Annotated in this window: 18 protein-coding genes and 2 pseudogenes; 11 read left to right on the top strand and 9 right to left on the bottom strand. The window is 74.6% G+C overall.

Annotated features, from left to right (window positions below; all coding sequences use genetic code 11):
• A partial coding sequence (locus OO57_RS44300) for a hypothetical protein (RefSeq protein ID WP_199811365.1) occupies positions 1–629 on the bottom strand: 629 nt, incomplete at its 3' end.
• 605 nt (positions 630–1234) lie between these two features.
• The gene (locus OO57_RS31700; RefSeq protein ID WP_051778501.1) at positions 1235–1834 is read right to left on the bottom strand and encodes a TetR/AcrR family transcriptional regulator; all 600 of its coding nucleotides are present in this window, start codon (positions 1832–1834) and stop codon (positions 1235–1237) included.
• An 80-nt stretch (positions 1835–1914) separates the two neighbouring features.
• Here OO57_RS31700 and OO57_RS31695 point away from each other — a divergent pair, with 80 nt between their 5' ends.
• Together OO57_RS31695 and OO57_RS31690 are read left to right on the top strand one after the other, a co-directional pair.
• The gene (locus OO57_RS31695; RefSeq protein ID WP_051778500.1) at positions 1915–2943 is read left to right on the top strand and encodes a hypothetical protein; all 1029 of its coding nucleotides are present in this window, start codon (positions 1915–1917) and stop codon (positions 2941–2943) included.
• 289 nt (positions 2944–3232) lie between these two features.
• Positions 3233–4672: a glyceraldehyde-3-phosphate dehydrogenase gene (locus OO57_RS31690; RefSeq protein WP_033256183.1), complete on the top strand. Its 1440-nt coding sequence runs from the start codon at positions 3233–3235 to the stop codon at positions 4670–4672.
• Positions 4673–4730: 58 nt separating this feature from the next.
• Here the strand turns inward: OO57_RS31690 and OO57_RS31685 are convergent, their stop codons facing one another.
• Complete coding sequence (locus OO57_RS31685; protein WP_033256182.1) at positions 4731–5375, bottom strand: CGNR zinc finger domain-containing protein; 645 nt, start codon at positions 5373–5375, stop codon at positions 4731–4733.
• 154 nt (positions 5376–5529) lie between these two features.
• On the opposite strand from OO57_RS31685, the gene OO57_RS31680 reads away from it, so the two are divergent.
• Positions 5530–6267, top strand: coding sequence for an MBL fold metallo-hydrolase (locus OO57_RS31680; protein ID WP_033256181.1), 738 nt, complete (start codon positions 5530–5532; stop codon positions 6265–6267).
• 58 nt (positions 6268–6325) lie between these two features.
• On the opposite strand, the gene OO57_RS31675 is transcribed toward OO57_RS31680, so the two are convergent.
• The gene (locus tag OO57_RS31675) at positions 6326–6574 is read right to left on the bottom strand and encodes a DUF397 domain-containing protein (RefSeq protein ID WP_033256180.1); all 249 of its coding nucleotides are present in this window, start codon (positions 6572–6574) and stop codon (positions 6326–6328) included.
• A 2-nt stretch (positions 6575–6576) separates the two neighbouring features.
• Complete coding sequence (locus tag OO57_RS38750) at positions 6577–7401, bottom strand: helix-turn-helix domain-containing protein (protein WP_051778499.1); 825 nt, start codon at positions 7399–7401, stop codon at positions 6577–6579.
• On the opposite strand from OO57_RS38750, the pseudogene OO57_RS47460 reads away from it, so the two are divergent.
• Positions 7375–8616, top strand: a pseudogene (locus OO57_RS47460) (GNAT family N-acetyltransferase); the annotation flags it as partial. The gene OO57_RS38750 and the pseudogene OO57_RS47460 overlap by 27 nt on opposite strands.
• A 120-nt stretch (positions 8617–8736) precedes the next feature.
• Positions 8737–11046, top strand: a complete 2310-nt coding sequence (locus OO57_RS31665) for a DEAD/DEAH box helicase (RefSeq protein WP_199811366.1) — start codon at positions 8737–8739, stop codon at positions 11044–11046.
• A 199-nt stretch (positions 11047–11245) separates the two neighbouring features.
• On the opposite strand, the gene OO57_RS31660 is transcribed toward OO57_RS31665, so the two are convergent.
• Together OO57_RS31660 and OO57_RS47265 are read right to left on the bottom strand one after the other, a co-directional pair.
• Positions 11246–12064, bottom strand: a complete 819-nt coding sequence (locus tag OO57_RS31660; RefSeq protein ID WP_033256179.1) for an isocitrate lyase/PEP mutase family protein — start codon at positions 12062–12064, stop codon at positions 11246–11248.
• Positions 12061–13398, bottom strand: a complete 1338-nt coding sequence (locus OO57_RS47265; protein ID WP_324606809.1) for a hypothetical protein — start codon at positions 13396–13398, stop codon at positions 12061–12063. The genes OO57_RS31660 and OO57_RS47265 overlap by 4 nt, the downstream gene beginning before the upstream one ends.
• A gap of 71 nt (positions 13399–13469) precedes the next feature.
• Here OO57_RS47265 and OO57_RS31645 point away from each other — a divergent pair, with 71 nt between their 5' ends.
• Positions 13470–14159 carry an ArsR/SmtB family transcription factor gene (locus tag OO57_RS31645; RefSeq protein WP_033256187.1) on the top strand — a complete coding sequence of 230 codons (690 nt, stop codon included), beginning with the start codon at positions 13470–13472 and terminating at the stop codon, positions 14157–14159.
• Between the two features lie 8 nt (positions 14160–14167).
• Here OO57_RS31645 and OO57_RS38745 read toward each other — a convergent pair.
• Positions 14168–14367, bottom strand: a pseudogene (locus OO57_RS38745) (winged helix-turn-helix transcriptional regulator); the annotation flags it as partial.
• A 64-nt stretch (positions 14368–14431) separates the two neighbouring features.
• Complete coding sequence (locus tag OO57_RS31635) at positions 14432–15001, bottom strand: TetR/AcrR family transcriptional regulator (protein ID WP_033256178.1); 570 nt, start codon at positions 14999–15001, stop codon at positions 14432–14434.
• A 116-nt stretch (positions 15002–15117) separates the two neighbouring features.
• Between OO57_RS31635 and OO57_RS44915 the strand changes: the two genes are divergently transcribed.
• From OO57_RS44915 to OO57_RS31615, 5 genes are all read left to right on the top strand, one after another.
• Positions 15118–15687 (top strand): FAD-dependent monooxygenase, encoded by a 570-nt coding sequence (locus OO57_RS44915; RefSeq protein ID WP_199811364.1) that lies wholly within the window; start codon positions 15118–15120, stop codon positions 15685–15687.
• Positions 15684–16661, top strand: coding sequence for an FAD-dependent monooxygenase (locus OO57_RS44910; protein WP_199811363.1), 978 nt, complete (start codon positions 15684–15686; stop codon positions 16659–16661). The genes OO57_RS44915 and OO57_RS44910 overlap by 4 nt, the downstream gene beginning before the upstream one ends.
• Positions 16662–16711: 50 nt before the next feature.
• Entirely contained in the window at positions 16712–17374 is a 663-nt protein-coding gene (locus OO57_RS31625; RefSeq protein ID WP_033256177.1) for a CatB-related O-acetyltransferase, read from the top strand.
• Positions 17371–17772 carry a VOC family protein gene (locus tag OO57_RS31620; protein WP_033256176.1) on the top strand — a complete coding sequence of 134 codons (402 nt, stop codon included), beginning with the start codon at positions 17371–17373 and terminating at the stop codon, positions 17770–17772. Before OO57_RS31625 ends, OO57_RS31620 begins: the two co-directional genes overlap by 4 nt.
• 352 nt (positions 17773–18124) lie before the next feature.
• A complete protein-coding gene (locus OO57_RS31615; protein WP_033256175.1) occupies positions 18125–18520 on the top strand; it encodes a hypothetical protein in 396 nt (131 codons plus the stop codon).
• The last annotated feature ends 108 nt before the right edge of the window (positions 18521–18628 follow it).

Below are 18628 nucleotides of genomic sequence, written 5' to 3'. Positions count from 1 at the left end.
TCCGCGAGCTGCAGCTGGTCCTCGCCACCTGGGCAGGACACTGCCCGACCTGCCACCGCGACATACCCGCACTCAGGCGAACCTGACCAAGCCCTACTATTGCTCCGTACCGGAATGCCGGTGGTGCAGTTCCAGCCTCCGAGGCTGATGAATCCGCCGGCGTAGTAGCCGCAGCAGCCGGGAATGTCGGCGTAGCGGCTCGCGGGCCTGGAGACCTGGCCGTCGGTGCTCAGGGTGACCGGTACTCCGGCGACCTCGGAGATGCTGTCGGCCGTCGAGGCCGAGGAGACGGGGCCGACCGAACGCGCTGCGGATGCCGCTGCGGCACCGGTTGCCACTTCGAGGCCCGAACCGTCGACGGCGACAGCGATGCTGGTGATCCGCTGGGTGGTGGCCACGCCCTGGGTGACGAGCCGCTTGCGGGCGTCGTGCAGTTGCTTCTTCGAGTACTTCGCGGCAACGACCCTGACCAGGGAGAGGTCGATGCCCGGATGGCGGCGCTTCGCCTCGGCCAGCAGCACGTCGGCACTGGCCGGTGCCGTGACGTACACCTTCACGCGGTGAGCGGAGGTGTCGAGTTCGACGCCTGCGTAGGTGTCTTCTCCGCGGCCCCGGCCCACTTCGTCCACAGCTCCTGCCACGGCCCGTAGCGGGTTCAGCAGTCTGTCCTGCTCGGAGTGCGGTAGCGCCGCGATCTGCTGCGGCGTCAGATGTCCGTCCGACGCGGTGCTCGCTGTCGCTGCCCCTGCACCGGCGAACAGCAGGCTGCCGCCCAGGCAGGCGACGGCAAGAAACGCCGTGAGCTGTGTATTCGCGCTACGCGTCCTATGTTTCACTGGGGTCCCCTCGCATGAAAAGCCCATGTCGTCCGAATCTGCGGACGCCCCTCCCGGGCGCCAGCCGACCGGGGAATGATCGGCCCCGGGGCCGGTAAGCCGGACGCCAGACTAGCGATCGAATCCAGATGAAGGTGCGGAACTATCCGTGGTCCTGCAAAGTGGGATGCGGCATTCCGGGGGCAAGAGGGAATTTGTGGCAGCCGACGCCCCAATTTCCACCTCCAGGGCATCCGAACCCTTTTGGGGTCGGACCCCGTGAATCCGCTCGAATCGGTCCTCGCAGGGCAGCGGCCAGGGGGTGGGTTTTCGGCTGTGGCGGAGGAGGCTGCTGCGAACACCGGCGGGCGGGGCGGGCCTGGCGTGGGACGACGGGCGGGAGGGTTCGGCGGGAGGGTTCAGCGTTCGGGGCAGGTGCAGAGCGGGGCGAAGGCGCGGGTGGCGGCCGCGGTGAGGTCGGCGGCGACGGTGGGGGGCGGGTCGCCGGCCAGGATGCGGCGGCGCAGTTCGCGCAGGGTGGCGCGGTGCAGGCCGGTGAGGGCGCCGGCCAGCAGGGGGGCGTCGGGGGAGCGGGGGGCGAGGGCGGTGGCGAGGGCGGCTTCGGCGCGTTCGCCGATCTCGCGTTCGCGGGCGCGCAGGGCGGGGCTGGCCTCGACGGTGCGGAAGAAGGCGGCGGAGCCGGGGGCGAGGCCGATCGCCGGGTCGGCGCGGCGGAGGGCGCCGCACAGGTCGTCGCGGACGGCGGCGGCGGGGCAGCAGGTGCCGGGCGGCAGCGGGTCGACCAGGGCGGCGAGGTGCCGTTCGACCTCGTCCTGCCGGTCGAAGAACAGGTCCTCCTTGGTCGGGAAGTAGTTGAACACCGTGTTGGTGGAGACGCCCGCGTGCCGGGCGACCTCGGCGACGGTGACCCGGTCGAAGCCGTGCGCCAGGAAGAGCGGCAGCGCGGTGTCCGCGATGGCGGTGCGGGTCTGCTGCTTCTTGGTCTCGCGAAGGCCCATGCGCCCATCGTACGGAATGGTAGGGTCGCTGAAAAATTGATGTGACACCAAGATTTTCCGCGGAGCGCGAGGAGAGCGACATGACGGACCGGCGGCGGGAGTTCACCTTCGGCATCTACCCGGGCGGGCTGCTCGGCGACGAGCACGGCCTGGTCCACCCCGTCCGGCCCGACGACCCGGTCCGGATCGCGGAGGCGCTCGACCTGCTGCAGGGCGCCGAGCCCGGCTTCCGGGTGCGGGTCTACCGCTCCTTCGCCGCCACCGTCCCCGCGCCGCCGCAGACCCCCGACGGCTGGGAGGCGTACCTGGGGCGGCCCGGGCGGAGGGTCGACCTCGTCCTGCAGTTCCGCGAGCCGACCGGCAGCCGGGCGGGCTGGGAGGCGTACGTGCGGGGGCAGGTGCGCGAACTCGGCGGGCGGCTCGGCTCGGTGCAGGTGTGCGAGGAGCCGAACGCCGACCTGCCGGTGCTGGACGGCAGCGTCCCGGGTGTGCTGGAGGCGCTGGTGGCGGGGGTGGTCGCGGCCAAGGACGAGGTGCGCGCGCTCGGGCTGGACGCCGCCGTCGGCTTCAACGCCGTCCCCACCCTCGCCCCGGACGCGCCCTTCTGGCCCGCGCTGGGGGAGCTCGCCGACCGGCGCTTCCTGGACGCGCTCGACTACGTCGGCCTGGACTTCTTCCCGGACGTCTTCCGCCCCGTCCCCGCCGGGCGCCTCGCCGGGGCCACCGCCTGGGTGCTGCACGGCTTCCGGCACACCGACCTGCCGAAGGCGGGCATCCCGGCCGACGTCCCGGTCCGGATCTGCGAGAACGGCTGGCCGACCGGTCCCGGCCGGTCCGAGGAGGCCCAGGCGCGGGCCCTGGAGACGGTGATCCGCACCGTCGCCGCCCGGGCCGGGGAACTCGGCATCAACGGCTACGCGCTGTTCGCGCTGCGCGACGCGGACAGCTCCGGGGCGAGCCCGTTCCACCGCTTCGGCCTGCTGCGCGACGACCACACGCCCAAGCCCGCGTTCGACACCTACCGCCGCCTGATCGCCGAACTCGGGCCGGAACTGAACCGCGAACGCCGGGTCGGCGGCCCCAACTCGCCTGTGCGGGAGCCGAGTTAGACGCATGGTGATGTTGGTCACGCCGGCGCCGGGGGTCGGAGTGCCTGACGGTCCGTCAACTTCCCTGACCGGAAAGGGCGGAGGGCGGTCGAATGCCGTCCGGTGTGGCCGCCGTCACGTCCGCCCGGCCGGTCCGGGGTGAACCACCGCTGGTCAGCGGGGGGACCGGCCCCGGACCGGCTCGGGCGCCGTGGCTAGCATGGGGGGCGCCTCGGCGCGGCCAACCCTCACCACGGCCCGCCTCCAGCTCGGCCTACCCTCAGCTCGGCCTACCCTCGAAAGTTGAATTGTGACTGTCAACGACGACGTGTTCACGGACTGGAAGAACCGCGAGGAGCTCGCGGAGACGATGATCCCGATCATCGGGCGGCTCCACCGCGAGCGGGACGTCACCATCCTGCTGCACAGCCGTTCCCTGGTGAACAAGTCGGTGGTCAGCATCCTGAAGACGCACCGCTTCGCCCGCCAGATCGCCGGTGAGGAACTCTCGATCACCGAGACCTTCCCCTTCCTCCAGGCCCTCGCCGCCCTCGACCTCGGCCCGTCCCAGATCGACCTCGGCCTGCTCGCCGAGGCCCACCGCGCCGACGACCGCGGCCTGTCCGCGGCGGAGTTCACCGCCGAGGCGGTGGCGGGCGCGACCGGCGCCGACAAGCTGGAGCGCCAGGCCCCGCGCGACGTGGTGCTGTACGGCTTCGGCCGGATCGGCCGCCTGGTCGCCCGCCTGCTGGTCGAGAAGGCCGGCGGCCTGCGGCTGCGCGCCATCGTGGTCCGCAACGGCGGCGGCGACGACCTGGTCAAGCGCGCCTCGCTGCTGCGCCGCGACTCCATCCACGGCCAGTTCCAGGGCACCATCACCGTGGACGAGGCGACCGACACCATCGTCGCCAACGGCAACGCGATCCGGGTCATCTACTCCAATGACCCCAGCGAGGTGGACTACACCGCGTACGGGATCGACAACGCCATCCTGATCGACAACACCGGCCGCTGGCGCGACCGCGAGGGCCTGTCCCAGCACCTGCGCCCCGGCATCGCCAAGGTCGTGCTGACCGCCCCCGGCAAGGGCGACGTCCCGAACATCGTGCACGGCGTCAACCACGACACCGTCAAGCCGGACGAGCGGATCATCTCCTGCGCGTCCTGCACCACCAACGCGATCGTGCCGCCGCTGAAGGCGATGGACGACGAGTACGGCGTGCTGCGCGGCCACGTGGAAACCGTCCACTCGTTCACCAACGACCAGAACCTGCTGGACAACTACCACAAGGCCGACCGCCGCGGCCGCTCCGCGCCGCTCAACATGGTCATCACCGAGACCGGCGCCGCCTCGGCCGTCGCCAAGGCGCTGCCCGAGCTGAAGGCCAAGATCACCGGTAGCTCGATCCGCGTCCCCGTGCCGGACGTCTCGATCGCCATCCTCAACCTGCAACTGGCCCGCGAGACCACCCGCGAGGACGTCCTGGAGCACCTGCGGGAGGTCTCGCTGACCTCCCCGCTGAAGCGGCAGATCGACTTCATCGACTCGCCCGACGCGGTCTCCAGCGACTTCATCGGCTCCCGCCACGCCTCGATCGTGGACGCGGGCGCGACCAAGGTCGAGGGCGACAACGCGATCCTCTACCTCTGGTACGACAACGAGTTCGGCTACTCCTGCCAGGTCGTCCGGGTCGTCCAGCACGTCTCCGGCGTCGAGTACCCGACCTTCCCGGTCGTCTCGACGCACTGACCCCGCACGTCCAGCGGGCCCCGGCCGACCGGTCGGGGCCCGCTGCCGTCTCCCGGCGCTACGTCGGCTCCCCTTCTCCGCAGGCCTTCTCCGCACGCTTCCTGGCGTAGGCGCGAGCCGCCCGGACGCGGTCCCCGCAGCGGGTCGAGCACCAGTGCCGGGCCGCGTGGGTGCGGACGTAGAACCGGCTGCACGGGGCGCCCCCGCAGCGGGCCAGCCGCTCGGCGTCCGGGCCGGTCAGCAGGTCGGCGGCGTCGGCGGCCAGCCGGGCCATCGCCCGGTCGGCGATCCGGTCCGCCGGGTGCGGCAGGCTGCGGTGCAGCCCCTGCTCGGCGTCCCAGCGCAGCAGCGCCACCGCCGGGGCCGCCGTCAGCGCCTCGTTCACCGCCGCCAGCGCCCCCGGCGGCGCGGGGCGCCCCGCCACCCGGGCGTCCAGCAGCTCCCGCACCGCCCCCCGGAACACCCGCAGCCGCACCGTGCACGGCCCCAGCACCCGCCCCGCCTCCGGCGCGAGCCCGTGCTCCACCAGCCACCCCGACGCCGCCTCCGGCCCGCCGAGCAGGTCCAGCGGTCCGCTCGGCAGCGTCAGCAGCGAGTTGGCGAAGTCCAGCGCCGGGTACTGCTCGGCCCCGGGCGCGGGCGGCGGCGGTGCGACGTGGTCCGCGACGGCGGAGGCGGTGGCGGTGGTGGCGCGCTGGCTCATGCTCCTCATGGTAAACGCTCGTGTTGCCCGTGAGGAGGGGTGCCGGGTTCACTTCACGGAAAAGCTTGCGATTCTCCGTGAGGAGTCGCTAGATTCATCTCACGGAGAAAGTTGAAGTTCCCCGTGAGGGGATCGCCGATTCGCGAGGTGCGCCATGACTGCTGTCCCCACTGTCCGGGTCTTCGGAGGCCCCACCGCCCTGATCGAGTACGGCGGCCTGCGCCTGCTCACCGACCCGACCTTCGACGCCCCCGGCGACTACCCGCGCGGCGGCGGCCGGTTCCTCACCAAGACCCTCCCCGGCACCGTCGACCCCGCCGACCTCGGCCCGGTCGACGCCGTCCTGCTCTCGCACGACGAGCACCCCGACAACCTCGACCACGGCGGTCGCAAGCTGCTCGCCGACGTCCCGCGCACCCTCACCACCCGCGGCGGCGCCGCGCGCCTCGGCGGCACCGCGCAGGGCCTCGCCCCTTGGCAGGAGGTCGAGTTGGGCGGCGTCACGATCACCGCCGTGCCCGCCCAGCACGGGCCCGACGGCTGCGAGCCGGTCACCGGCGAGGTGATCGGCTTCGTCCTCACCGGCCCCGGCCTGCCCGTCGTCTACGTCAGCGGCGACAACGCCTCGCTGGAGGTCGTCGAGCGGATCGCCGAGCGCTTCGGCCCCGTCGACACCGCCGTCCTGTTCGCGGGCGGCGCCCGCACCGGCATCTTCGACAACGCCCTGCTCACCCTCGACAGCACTCGCGCCGCCGAAGCCGCCCGCATCCTCGGCGCCCGCCGCGTCGTCCCCGTCCACTTCGACAGCTGGGCCCACTTCACCGAGGGCCGCGAACCCCTGCTCGCCGCCTTCGCCGCGGCCGGGCTCGCGGACGTACTCGAACTGGCCTGAGCGCAGCCGAAAGCCCCCGGGGTTCCCTGACGGGACCCCGAGGGCTCGTGACCCGGCGTCAGGCGGTGCGGAACTCCCCGGTGGTGGTGGCGGTGAGGAAGGCGGACCAGGCGTCGGGGGTGACGTGCAGGCGGGGGCCGTGCGGGTCCTTGGAGTCGCGGATGCCGATGGTGTCGTGGGTGGTGGCGAAGTCGGTGCAGACCTCGATGCAGTCCCCGTTGCCGCTGGCGTCGCTGTAGCTGGACTTGACCCAGGCGGCACCGCTGCTCAACAGGCCGGTGCCGGAAGGGTCTTGGGTACGGGCCATGCTCAGATCTCCTCCTGGACGCGGTGGAGCCACTCCCGGGATGCTTCGGGCGCCAGTGCTCTCACCTGGAGCAGATTGTAGATGAGGGAGAAGTCCCGGACCTTGGGCGCGTGGTCGATGAGTTGACCCGCGTCGGAGCCCTCCACGTAGGCCATCCGGGGGCCGTCCGTGAAGTCCAGCAGGGTGGTCGATCCGCCCAGTGCCCCGTGCCCTCCGGCGGCGAAGGGCAGCACCTGGACGATCGAGTTCTCGCGCTCGGTCAGGTCGAGGACGCGTTGGATCTGCCGGCGCATGGCCTCCGGGCCGCCCACCGGCCGACGGATGACCGCCTCGTCCAGGACGACCCACATCAGCGGCGGGTCCGCCCGGGCCAGCAACTCCTGACGGGCCTTGCGGGAGGCCCACTTGCGGGCGATCTCCTCGTCGGTGGCGCGCGGGTTGCCGAGCCGGATCAGGGCCAGGCCGTAGTCGTCGTCCTGCCACAGGCCCGGGAACGTCCCCGCCGAGTACTTGCGCATCTCGTAGGCGAGGCGTTCAAGCTCCACGTAGCGCCGTGACCAGTTGGGGAAGCTCTCCCGGAGCGAGAGGTTGAACAGGTGGGCGAACAGGCCGTCGGCCTGGAAGAACCGGTCCAGCTCGTCCGGCAGGTCGAGCGGGACCGGGCGGTCGGCCGTCTCCACGTCGGCGATCACGGTCTTCCCGCGCCGGAGTTCGTCGGCGAGCATGGCGAGGGAAAGCCCCTGCTGCTTGCGGAGTTTGCGCAGCTGGAAGCCGAACAGGTCCCGCGCCGAGCGGTCCGGGTGGAGCACTCGTTCCGGCTGGGCCATGGCGCCCCTCCCTCGGTTCGTGACTGGGGTGCAGAGTGCGCTGGCCCCGAACTCAGGTTAGCCGCAAGCGGTTACGCACAGGGGTCGGAACGTGACGAAGCGTCAAATGCGCGCTCCGGATCCTCGTCGGGTAGGTTTCGACGGGCCGGGACCGGCCCGGCCGGGGGAGGGGTCGTGCAGGTGCTGACGCTGGCGGAGATCGCCGAGGACCCCCGGCTCCTGACCTCCCGGCTGCGCCTGCCGGGAGGGGCCGAGTTCCTGTTCCGGCCGCTCGAACACGCCGACGCGGAACGCCTGGCCGCGTTCCTCGCCGCGCTCTCCCCCGCGACGCGGCGCTTCAGCACGTTCGACGGCCACGACCTCGCGGCCGCACGGGAGTCGTGCGAGGCGATCGCGCGCCACGACACGCTCAGGATGGTCCTGACGGAGCTGCCGACCGGCCGGATCGTCGGCCTGGTCGAGTTCAGCCTCGCCCTCACCCCCTCGGACCTGGCGCGCTACCGGGACGCGGGCATCCGGCTCACCGAGCGGACCGACTGCCGGTTCGGTCCGACCCTGGCCGACGACCACCAGGACGGGGGGCTGGGCACCCTGCTGCTCCCGCACGTCGTGGAGGTCGTGCGGCGGCTCGGCAGGTCCAGGGTCGTCCTGTGGGGCGGAGTCTCCGCCGACAACCTCCGCGCCGTCCGCTGCTACGAGGAGAACGGGTTCCGGCGGGCGGGCTCCTTCGTCGGCGCCGACGGCCGGACCTCGTTCGACATGCTGCTGGACCTGCCCCCGGTGCCGGGCCCGTCCGGACCGGTGCCGTCCGCACCGCTCCTGTGCGAGGGCGACCTCGCCCTGTCGCCGCTGGGGCCCGACGACACGGACGCCCACCTGGCCGGGGAGGACGAGCTGCTGGTGCGCTGGTTGAACGGCGGGCCGGGCACCCGCGAGGGCACCGCCGCGTACCTCCGCCACTGCGCGCAGCAGTGGGCCGACGGCGGGCCGCTGCGGGCCTTCGGCATCCGGGTGGGCGCCCGGCGCACCCTCGCCGGGACGATCGACCTCCGGCTGGAGGAGCCGGACCTCGCCCCCGGGCAGGCGAACATCGCCTACGGGCTCTACCCGGCCTGGCGCGGCCGTGGCCTGGCGACCCGGGCGGTCCTGCTGCTCTGCCGGTACGCCGCGGCGCAGGGCGTGGCCGAGGGCGTGATCCGGGTGGACCCGGGGAACCCCGGTTCGGCCGGTACGTCCGCGACCTCTCCGCTCCGCTGCCTCCCGGAACGCCGTCCGCCGCCGACCGCTGACGGCGCTCCGGCGCTTCCGGGCCGCGGTCCGCGCAGTCGGGGGCGGGTGCCAGGATGGGCGGGCCGGACGGGCGGGTGCGAGGAGGCGCGGGTGGCGGGGCGTGGTGGGCGGTGGGCCCGGGGCGTGGTCGCGGTGGCCGGGCGGCAGCGGGGGGCGGCGCGGGCGCTGGTGGCGGACCACGCGGCGGCCGTGGCGGAGGTCGCCGCCGCGCACCGGGAGGTGTTCGAGCGGCTGGTGCGGGCCGAGCTGGAGGCGATCCCGGTCGAGCGGCTGAAGGACGTCACCGAGGGCCGCCTGCAGATCGGCACGCTGCGCGCCGTCGGCTACGCCACCGTCGCGGCCGTGCACGCCGCGACCCGGCAGGACCTGCTGCGGATCCCCGGCATCGGCGGCCCCACCGCCGCGCACCTGCTCGGCGCCGCCGGGCAGATCGCCACCGCCGTGCAGGAGGGCACCGCCGTCCGCCTCGACCCCGCCCACCCCGACGCCGGGACCACCGCGCTGGTCGCCGCCCTGCACCGGCTGGTGCTGGCCGGGCCCGCCGCCCGCCGGGCCGCCGCCGAGGCCGCCGATCTCGACGCCCGGTACGAGGCCCCGCTGGCCGAGGCGAAGTACGCCCGGGGCAGGCTGCGCGGCCTGCTGGCCGGGGCGCAGAAGCGCGAACGGGCCTGGCACGCCGTCGAGTTGCTGGCCGCGGAGGGGGAGCGGGCGGCGGTCGACGGGGTGGAGCTGCGGTTCGCCCAGGCCTCCGCCGACCTGCTGCGCCCGCCCGCCGGGGAGGTGGAGGCCTGGGTCGAGTTCGAGCACCGGGCCGCCGAGTTCTACGCCGAACTCGCCCTGCTCGCCGAGGACGGCCGACTCGCCGGACCGACCGCCACCGACGGCCGGGCCGCCGCCGAGGGCCACCTGCCGGACGGCCTCGCCGAGCAGGTCCGCGCCCAGCCCTTCGACGACCGCGGCTGCACCGTCTCGCTGCGCGGCTACCAGGCGTTCGGCGCCCGGTTCGCGCTGGCCCGGAAGAAGGTGGTGATCGGCGACGAGATGGGCCTCGGCAAGACCGTCCAGGCGCTCGCCGTGCTCGCCCACCTGGCCGCGGAGGCGGCGGCGGCGCGCTTCCTGGTGGTGTGCCCGGCCTCCGTGCTGGTCAACTGGCAGCGCGAGACCGCCGCCCGGACCACCCTCGCCGCGCACCGCTACCACGGCCCCGACCGGGAGGCCGCCCGCGAGCGCTGGCTCGCCACCGGCGGCGTCCTGGTCGCCACCTACGAGTCGCTGCGCACCCTGGCCGACGACCCGGTGGCCGCCCTGGTGGTCGACGAGGCGCACTTCGTGAAGAACCCGGCCGCCCTCCGCACCCGGCTGGTCGCCGAGCGGGCCGCCCGCACCGAACACGTGCTGTTCCTCACCGGCACCCCGATGGAGAACCGGGTCGAGGAGTTCCGCACCCTGATCGGCCACCTCCAGCCCGACCTGCTCACCGGCCTCCCGGCCGGACTCGGCGCCCTCGGCCCGCTCGCCTTCCGCCGTGCCGTCGCCCCCGCCTACCTGCGCCGCAACCAGCAGGACGTGCTCACCGAACTCCCGGACGTGGTGCGGGTCGACGAGTGGGACGAGCTCTCCGCGGCGGACCGCGCCGCGTACGCCGCCGCCGTCGCCGAGGGCAACTTCATGGCGATGCGCCGCGCCGCCTACGCCGACCCCGCGCACTCCGCGAAACTCCGCCGACTGCGCGAACTCGTCGCCGGGGCGGCCGAGTCCGGGCACAAGGTGGTGGTCTTCTCGTACTTCCGGGAGGTGCTCGCCACCGTGCGCGCCGCCCTCGACGCGCCCGGCGCCGCCACCGGCGTTGGAACGGGCCTCGGCACTGGCGTTGGAACGGGCACCGGCACCGGCGTTGGAACGGGCCTCGGCACCGGCGTCGTCGTCGGCACCGTCGCCGGTTCGCTGCCCGCCGATCAACGGCAGGAACTGGTCGACGCGTTCACCGCCGCCGAGGGCCACGCCGTGCTGCTCTGCCAGATCCAGGCCGGTGGGACGGGCCTCAACCTGCAGGCCGCCAGCGTGGTCGTCCTGTGCGAACCGCAGCTCAAACCCACCCTGGAGGACCAGGCGGTGGCCCGCGCCCAACGGATGGGCCAGGTCCGCCGGGTCCGGGTGCACCGGCTGCTGGCCACCGACAGCCTGGACCGCCGACTGGTCGAACTGCTGCGCGGCAAAGCCGAGTTGTTCGACCACTACGCCCGCCGCAGCGACCTCGCCGAGGCCGCCCCCGAGGCCGTCGACATCTCCGACCGGGCGCTCGCGGTGCGGATCGTCGAGGACGAGCAGCTCCGACTGGCCGGACCCGCGGCCTGACGGTCCGTCAACTCCGTGCCGACATCCTGCCGGTGTTCGCGCCGGTCGGCCCGCTGCGGTGCCGCCCCGCCCGCCGCCGGGGCGAACGCGTCCTCCCCGGGTTCGAGCCGCGTGAGCCGCGTGAGCTGCGTGAGCCGCACGAGCCGGGGTCGACGGCTGGTGGTGGGAGGCGGGCGATGGGCGGGTGGCCGGTGGGTGGTCAGCCCTCGGGCGGGGCCAGGGCCTGCACCGCGGCGTAGTCCGGGACCGGGGGCAGTCGCGGGAGCGCGCCGTTCGCGCGCAGACCGACCGCGGCGTCCACGGCCGCGCCGAGGGCGAGCCGGAACAGCAGCGAGCCGAGACTGACCCGGCGCACCCCGAGCCCGGCCAGGCGGGCGAGCGAAGGACCGTCCGGGGTGGCGAGCACGTTGAGCGGCAGCACGGTCGCGTCCACCGCCGCCGCGATGGACGCCGGATCGGTCAGGCCCGGCACGAAGACGCCGTCCGCGCCCGCGTCCCGGTAGGCCGCCAGGCGGAACGCCGTCTCCGGGCCGCGGCCCCCGCCCAGCCAGTGGGTGTCGGTGCGGGCGTTGACGAAGAGCCGGGGCACGGCCGACTTGACCGCGGCGACCTTCGCCGCGTGCAGGTGCACCGGGGTGAGGCGGCCGTCGGCGCGGCCGTCCTCCAGGTTGACGCCGACCGCGCCCGCCTCGGCGAGTTCCGCCGCGAGGTCGGCGACCTCGGCCGGGTCGTCGCTGAATCCGCCCTCGAGGTCGACGGAGAGCAGGAAGGGCCCACCGCCGATCCGGCGCGCGAGCCGCAACGTCTCGGCTCGGGTCCGGCCGGCCCCGTCCGGCAGCCCGGCCGCGGCGGCGACGCCCAGGCTGGTGGTGCCGACGGCGGGGAAACCGGCCGCGGCCAGCGCGGCCGCGGAGGCGTGGTCCCAGGCGTTCGGCAGCAGCAACGGCGCGCCGGGGCGGTGGTGCAGCGCACGGAAGGCGGCGAAAGCGTTGGCGGCGGAAGCGTCGGCGGTGCTCATCCGCGCCCCTCGGGAGCGGTGGCGGTGCCGAGACGGCCGACGGCCCCGGCGTAGTAGTCCAGAGAGCCGGCGACGTGCGTGGCGAGCAGCCGGAAGGACCAGCCCCGGCCGGGGGAGCGGTCCAACTGCGCGTCGTCCGCCGCCCCGAGGCGGTCGGCCCAGATGCGGCCGAGCCGGACGAGGCGGCTGCGTGCCTCGTCGAGGTCCTCCGCGGTGAACGGTGCGAGGTCGGCCGGGGTGGTGGTCGCCGACGCGTGCCAGTGGTCCGGCTGCGGCTCCCGGCCGACCAGGCGGGCCTCCCACTCGGCGAGGTGGTCGACCAGGTGGTCGGCGATCCGGCGGACCGCCTTGTGCGGGGTGTAGACGCGGCCGTCCACCACCAGGGGCCGCCCGTCCCACGCGGTCCAGGTCGCGGCGAGGTCCAGCGCCCGGGCGACCGCACCGGTGACCTGCGCGGCCGGGTCGTCCCGCTCCAGCAACCCGGCGGCGAGCGCCACGGCCTGGGCCCGACCCGGGCACCGGTGCGGGCCCGCCCCGAAGGCGAGCGGGCCCGGATCGTCGTGGACGCCGCCGACCGGGGCGTCCGACTCCGCGGCGGTGACGTCGACCAGCACCACCTCCCCGGCCCGGAGGTCCAGCCCGCCCACGCGGACGTCGGCCAGCGCCCGTCGGCGCAGCGCGGTCACCGGCGGGTCCTGCCGCAGCACTTCGGCGAGGAGGGCGTCCGCGCCGCCCGGCGGGAGGCCGTCGGGCGCGGCCCGGCGGGCGTGCTCGACCAGGCGGGCGGTCGCCTCGCACGCTTGCACCAGCAGCCCGATCCGCTGCGCGGCGGCCTCCAACTCCTCCAACTCCTCCAGGCCCTCCGCGCGGTCACCCTGGCCGGTCCGGGCGGTGCGGGCGAGCAGTGACGCGACGGCTCCGTCGACGGCCTCCGCCCGGGAGGGCGCCGGTTCCTCGCCGAAGTATCCGGCGGAGACCGTCACGACCGCATCGGCCACGGCGCCCGGATCCGGCAGGCCCAGCGCCTCGGCCAGGAGGCGGACGACCGTGTGCCGGTCGTCCGCGCCGACCGCCGAACCGGCGGCGGCCTGGCGGAGTTCGCGCAGGTCCAGCCCGGCGAGTTCGGCCTCCGCGCGGGCGCGGCGGCGGGCGTGCGCCCGGGCGTCGCCGGTGAAACGGGCGACGGAGGCGCGCAGCCAGGCCAGGGTGCCGACGGGCGCGTCCGTCGCGTCGGCGGCGGGTTCGGGGACCAGCAGCGGCTGGTGGAGCACGGCGCGGGCACCGGTGTGCGTGGTGACCCGGGACGGGCGGGCGGACGGGTCGGTGATCGTCATGCGGCCCACGCTAGGCGCGGGACACTTCGGCGCCCGCCGAACCGTGGGCAGGGCATGATGGCCCCATGTCCGTGCAACCCCTGGCCCGGCTCGCCGGGCTGCTGGCGGACCCCACCCGGGCCGCGATCTGCCTCGCCCTGCTGGACGGCCGCGCCTGGACGGCCGGTGAACTGGCCCACCACGTGGGGGTCGTGGCGTCGACCGCGAGCGAGCAGTTGTCCCGGCTGGTCGCCGGAGGGCTGCTGGTCGAGGAGCGCCAAGGTCGGCACCGCTACCTGCGGCTGGCCGGGCCCGGAACCGCCGCGCTGGTCGAGGACATGGCGGCGTTCGCGGCGGAACCGGGCTCCGCGCCCGCACCGCGCAACCTGCGGGACAGCGTCCGCCGCAGTGCCGAGGCGCGTGCCCGGACCTGCTACGACCACCTCGCCGGCCGCCTCGGTGTCGCCCTCGCCGACGCCCTGCTCGCGCGCGGTGTCGTCGCGGACGACACCGGCCTGACCGTGACCGCACCGGGCCGCGCCTGGCTGGCGGGCATCGGGATCGACCTGGACCGGGCGCGCCGCGGCTCCCGTCCGATGGTCCGCAGCTGCCTCGACTGGACCGAGCGCCGTCCCCACCTCGCAGGCGTCCTCGGCACGGCGCTCCGGGCCCGTGCGATGGACGGCGGCTGGCTCGCACCCGTGGGCACCGGCCGGGCCCTCCGGGTGACCCCGTCCGGCGCCGACGCCCTGCACGAGCTGTTCGGCGTCACCCTCGACTGAGCGCCCCGGCCGCCCCGCTCCATCTCGCGCAGGTGCTGGGTCAGCGCCTCTCGCTCACCCCGGACAGGCCGCGGCGCAGTCCGGCGAAGCGCCGGACCCGGTGGGCGTCCGGCTCCCGGAGGACCAGGCCCTTCCACCTGCCGCCCACCACGTCGAGCGCGGCGTCGATGCCGCAGACGTACGGTCCGCGGCGCGGTGCCCTGGTCATCGTCGACTCCCGCTGGCGGAAAGGTGAGTGCCGCAGGAAGCAGAAAGCAGTGCGCCCTCCCGCTTCAGGCGCCCAGGCCCCCGAAGAGGGTCAGCAGGAGGCGGTCGACGTACTCGTGGGTCAGGGGCTCCTGGGTGATCAGGAAGCGGAAGTAGAGCGGGCCGGAGAGGACGGCCATGGCCAGGTCCAGGTCGAAGGCGGGGGACAGCAGGCCCTGGTCGCGGGCCGTTCGCAGGCGGGCGACGGTCAGCTCGGTCTGCGGGGTGATGAAGCGTTCGTTGAGGGCGGCGGCCAGGCCGGGGTCGTGCTGGGCCTCGCCGATCAGGGCCCGGTACAGCGGGCCGAAGGGCGGGTTGCCCAGCAGGTCGACGGCCGCGTGGATCTGGGTGCGCAGGTCGGCGAGGAGGTCGCCGGTGTCGGGGTAGTCCAGGACTGCCCCGTGCAGGTGGAGCAGGGAGTCCAGCAGCAGGGCGCCCTTGGACGGCCACCTGCGGTAGACGGTGTGCTTGCCCGCCCCGGCCCGGGCCGCGATCGCCTCGATGCTGAGCTTGGCGTAGCCGATCTCCCGGCCCAGTTCCAGGGTGGTTCGCATGATGGCCTCGGTCCGGGCGGCGCCGCGAGGGGAATCGGTCATGTCCCGCATCCTATCGGCACGGCACGTGCCGTACTTGACGAACTCCCGGCCGGTGCACTTTGCTTTTCGGCACGACACGTGCCGTTCTGGTGCGTGCGGTTCCGACAGGGGAGTGCATGGACACCGAGGTGATCGTCGTCGGCGCGGGTCCGACCGGGCTGATGCTGGCCTGCGAACTGGGGCTGGCCGGGGTGCGCCCGTTGGTGCTGGAACGGCAGGCCGAGCGCTCCGACACCCCGAAGGCCGGGGGACTGGGCGGACAGGTCCTCGAACTGCTGCGCCACCGCGGCCTGTTGGAACGGTTCGAGGCCGCCTGCACCGGACCCGCCCCGGCCCCGAAGTTCCCGTTCGGCGGCATCCACCTCGACCTGACGGGGCTCGCCGACCCGCCGCTGCGCGCCCTGCCCCTCCCGCAGCAGCGCCTGGAGGAACTGCTGGAGCAGCGCGCCGACGAACTCGGGGCGGAGGTCCGCCGCGGGCACCGGGTGACCGGGATCCGCCAGGACGGGACGGCGGTGACCGCCGAGGTGCTCGGCCCGGACGGACCGTACCGGGTGAGCGCCCGCTACCTGGTGGGCTGCGACGGCGCCCGCAGCCAGGTCCGGGAGCGGGCCGGCATCGCCTTCCCCGGCACCGCCTACCCGGAGGTCACCGGCTGGCCCAGGTCACCCTCCCCGACACGGTGACGGTGCTCGACGGCGGCGACCTCGACGTCCCCGGCCTCGGCACGGTCCGCGCGGGCTTCACCCGGACGGAGCGCGGCCTGCTCGGGGTCGGCACGTCGCCCGGGTCACCCGTGGTCTCGCTCTACACCACCGAGGAGGAGGGCACCGAGTACGACGACGACATCCCGATGACCGTGGCCGAACTCCAGGGCAGCCTGCGCCGCGTCCTCGGTGCGGAGATCCCCGTTCGCGAGGCCGTCCGGCTGTCCCGGTTCACCTTCAAGGCCCGGCACGCCGAGCAGTACCGGAGCGGGCGGATCCTGCTGGCCGGTGACGCCGCCCACCTGTTCCCCGCGACCGGGGTGGCGATCAGCGCGGGCATGCTCGACGCGGTCGACCTGGCCTGGAAACTGGCCGCCGACCTGCACGGCCGGGCCCCCGACGGCCTGCTCGACAGCTACCAGGACGAACGGCGCTCCGCCAACGCGCGCACCATGCTGCACACCCAGGCCCAGGTGGCGCTGCGCCGCGGCACCGACCCCGCCGCCGAAGCGCTCCGCGAACTCCTCCAGGAACTGCTCGCCGACGAACAGCCGCTGCGCCGCACGGCGGCACTCGTCGCGGGCGCCGACCTCCGCCACCCGGTGCCGGGGCCGTCCGACCACCACCCGATGGCCGGGTCCTTCCTCCCCGCCCCCACCGCGCCCGGCGGGCGGGGAACGGCCGGCCCCGCCCCGCTGCTGCCCACCGCGCGACCCGTCCTGCTGGACCTCGCCGACCGCGCCGACCTCCGCCGCGCGGCGGAGGGCTGGCGCTCCCGCGTCGACGTCCGCGCCGCTGCCACCACCGCGGACCGCGCCGCCGACGCCGTCCTGGTCCGCCCGGACGGACACGTCGCCTGGGCCGCGGCCGTCGGTGAGCCCGCCGAGCGGGCCGCTCCGGCCCTGCGCGCGGCGCTAGCCCACTGGTTCGGCGCCCCCGACGGCGACGCCTGACGTCCCGTCCCCGACGCCCCCGTCCCGTCCCGCCCCGAGAGGAAGCCACGATGCCACCCGTACCCGCCGACCCGACCCTGCTGCACCCGATGCCCGACCAGCCCCGGGTCGTGCTGCTCAAGCCCCTGGTGACCTCGCCGCTGATCGAGGTCGGGGAGTTCAGCTACTACGACGACCCGGTGGACCCAACCGCCTTCGAGCACCGCAACGTCCTCTACCACTACGGCCCCGAGAAGCTCGTCATCGGGAAGTTCTGCGCGCTCGGCGAGGGCGTGCGGTTCCTGATGAACGGCGCCAACCACCGGATGGACGGCCCCTCGACGTTCCCCTTCCCGATCATGGGCGGCTCCTGGGCCGACCACTTCGACCTCCTCACCGGCCTGCCCGGGCGCGGTGACACCACGGTCGGCAACGACGTCTGGATCGGGTACGGGGCCACGGTGATGCCCGGCGTCCGGATCGGGCACGGGGCGATCGTCGCGGCCGGTTCCGTGGTGGTCGAGGACGTGCCAGACTACGGCGTCGTCGGCGGCAACCCCGCCCGGCTGCTGCGGCGGCGCTACGACGACGCCGACGTCAAGCGCCTGCTCGCGCTGGCCTGGTGGGACTGGCCCCTGCCGCACCTCACCGCGCACCTGCGCACCGTCATGTCCGGCACCGTCGACGAACTGGCCGCCGCCGCGCCCCGACCGGCCCCCGGGGGTGCGGCATGACCAGCAGGTTCACCGAACTGGTCGTCGACTGCCACGACCCGGAGCGGCTCGCCGCCTTCTGGTGCGCGGCCCTGGACTTCGCGGTGATCGACCGCGGCGAGGGCAAGGTCGAGATCGCCTCCTGGGAACCGACCGCCGAGGACGTCCGGGCCCGGCAGATGCCGCCCACCCTGCTGTTCCTCCGCGTCCCCGAGGACCGGGCCGGGAAGAACCGGCTGCACCTCGACCTCAGCCCGATCGACCGCAGCACCGCCGAGGAGGTGGCCAGGCTGCTGGCCCTCGGCGCCACCACCACCGACGTGGGCCAGGGGCCGGGCCGCAACTGGGTCGTGATGGCGGACCCGGAGGGCAACGAGTTCTGCGTCCTGCGCACCCTGGCCCCGCAGGAGGAGTCCTAGGGAGCGCATTCGGTCGTGACCAAGGGGTTGTCCGTGCGAGGTCTTTGACCCAGATCATCGCGCCGCGTAGGAACCGACGCCAGCAACGGCGCGGGCCCAGCCGGGGCCGACCGCTCCGGCCGGGCCCGTGCCGGACCCGGTACGCCGACTTTGCACAGCAGGGGCTCGGCCGACCGGGTAAGGGATTCTCACCCGTCGGTCGGCTCCCGCTGCCGCGTTCCTGCGGACCCGGGGAAGTCGGGCCGCTCTTTCGAAACCGGGCATCTCGAACATGTTGCCCCGGTACCGCGCAGCGTCCGGGACGGGGACACCGGTACCCGCCTCGCCCGCCCGAGACCCTCCGGGGGACACGGTGAGCGCAGCGCCCCTGCACGGCCACCACGACGACCGTCAGCCGATCCCGCGCACCCAGGCCGCGGTGGCCGCGGTCCTGCCCCCGGCGCAGCGGATGGAGTTCTACCGGGAGATGGGCGAGGCCGACGACCAGGTGATCGGCGGGGTGCCGCGTCGGTGGTGGTTGCGGGCCGAGCTCTACCGCGATGCGGAGGGCGACCGGATCCACGCCGCCGTCCAGGCCGGCACCGCCCCGGGCACCTCCGCTGCTGCCGAAGCCCGGTGGAGGGCCGAGGGTCCCGCCGCCCTAGCGGGGGCGCCCGGCCCGGGAGAGAACGGGTGGGCCGGGGGCGGCGGGACGTGGAGTGACGAACCCCGCGACAGAGCCTGCCCGGCCCCGCTCACGTTCCGCTAACGTCCCACCGACGTGCACAAACGTCCGCCTTCCGGGCCCGACTTGACGGCTGGTCGGACGGCGGGGGAGGGTACGCCGGGCGGCCCGCGAGGGCCGTCCGGCAAGCCG

This window comes from Kitasatospora phosalacinea (assembly GCF_000717185.1).
GTDB lineage: Bacteria > Actinomycetota > Actinomycetes > Streptomycetales > Streptomycetaceae > Kitasatospora > Kitasatospora phosalacinea_A.
Note: the sequence above shows the minus strand (reverse complement) of the source record. Positions and strands in the feature narration are given on the sequence as shown.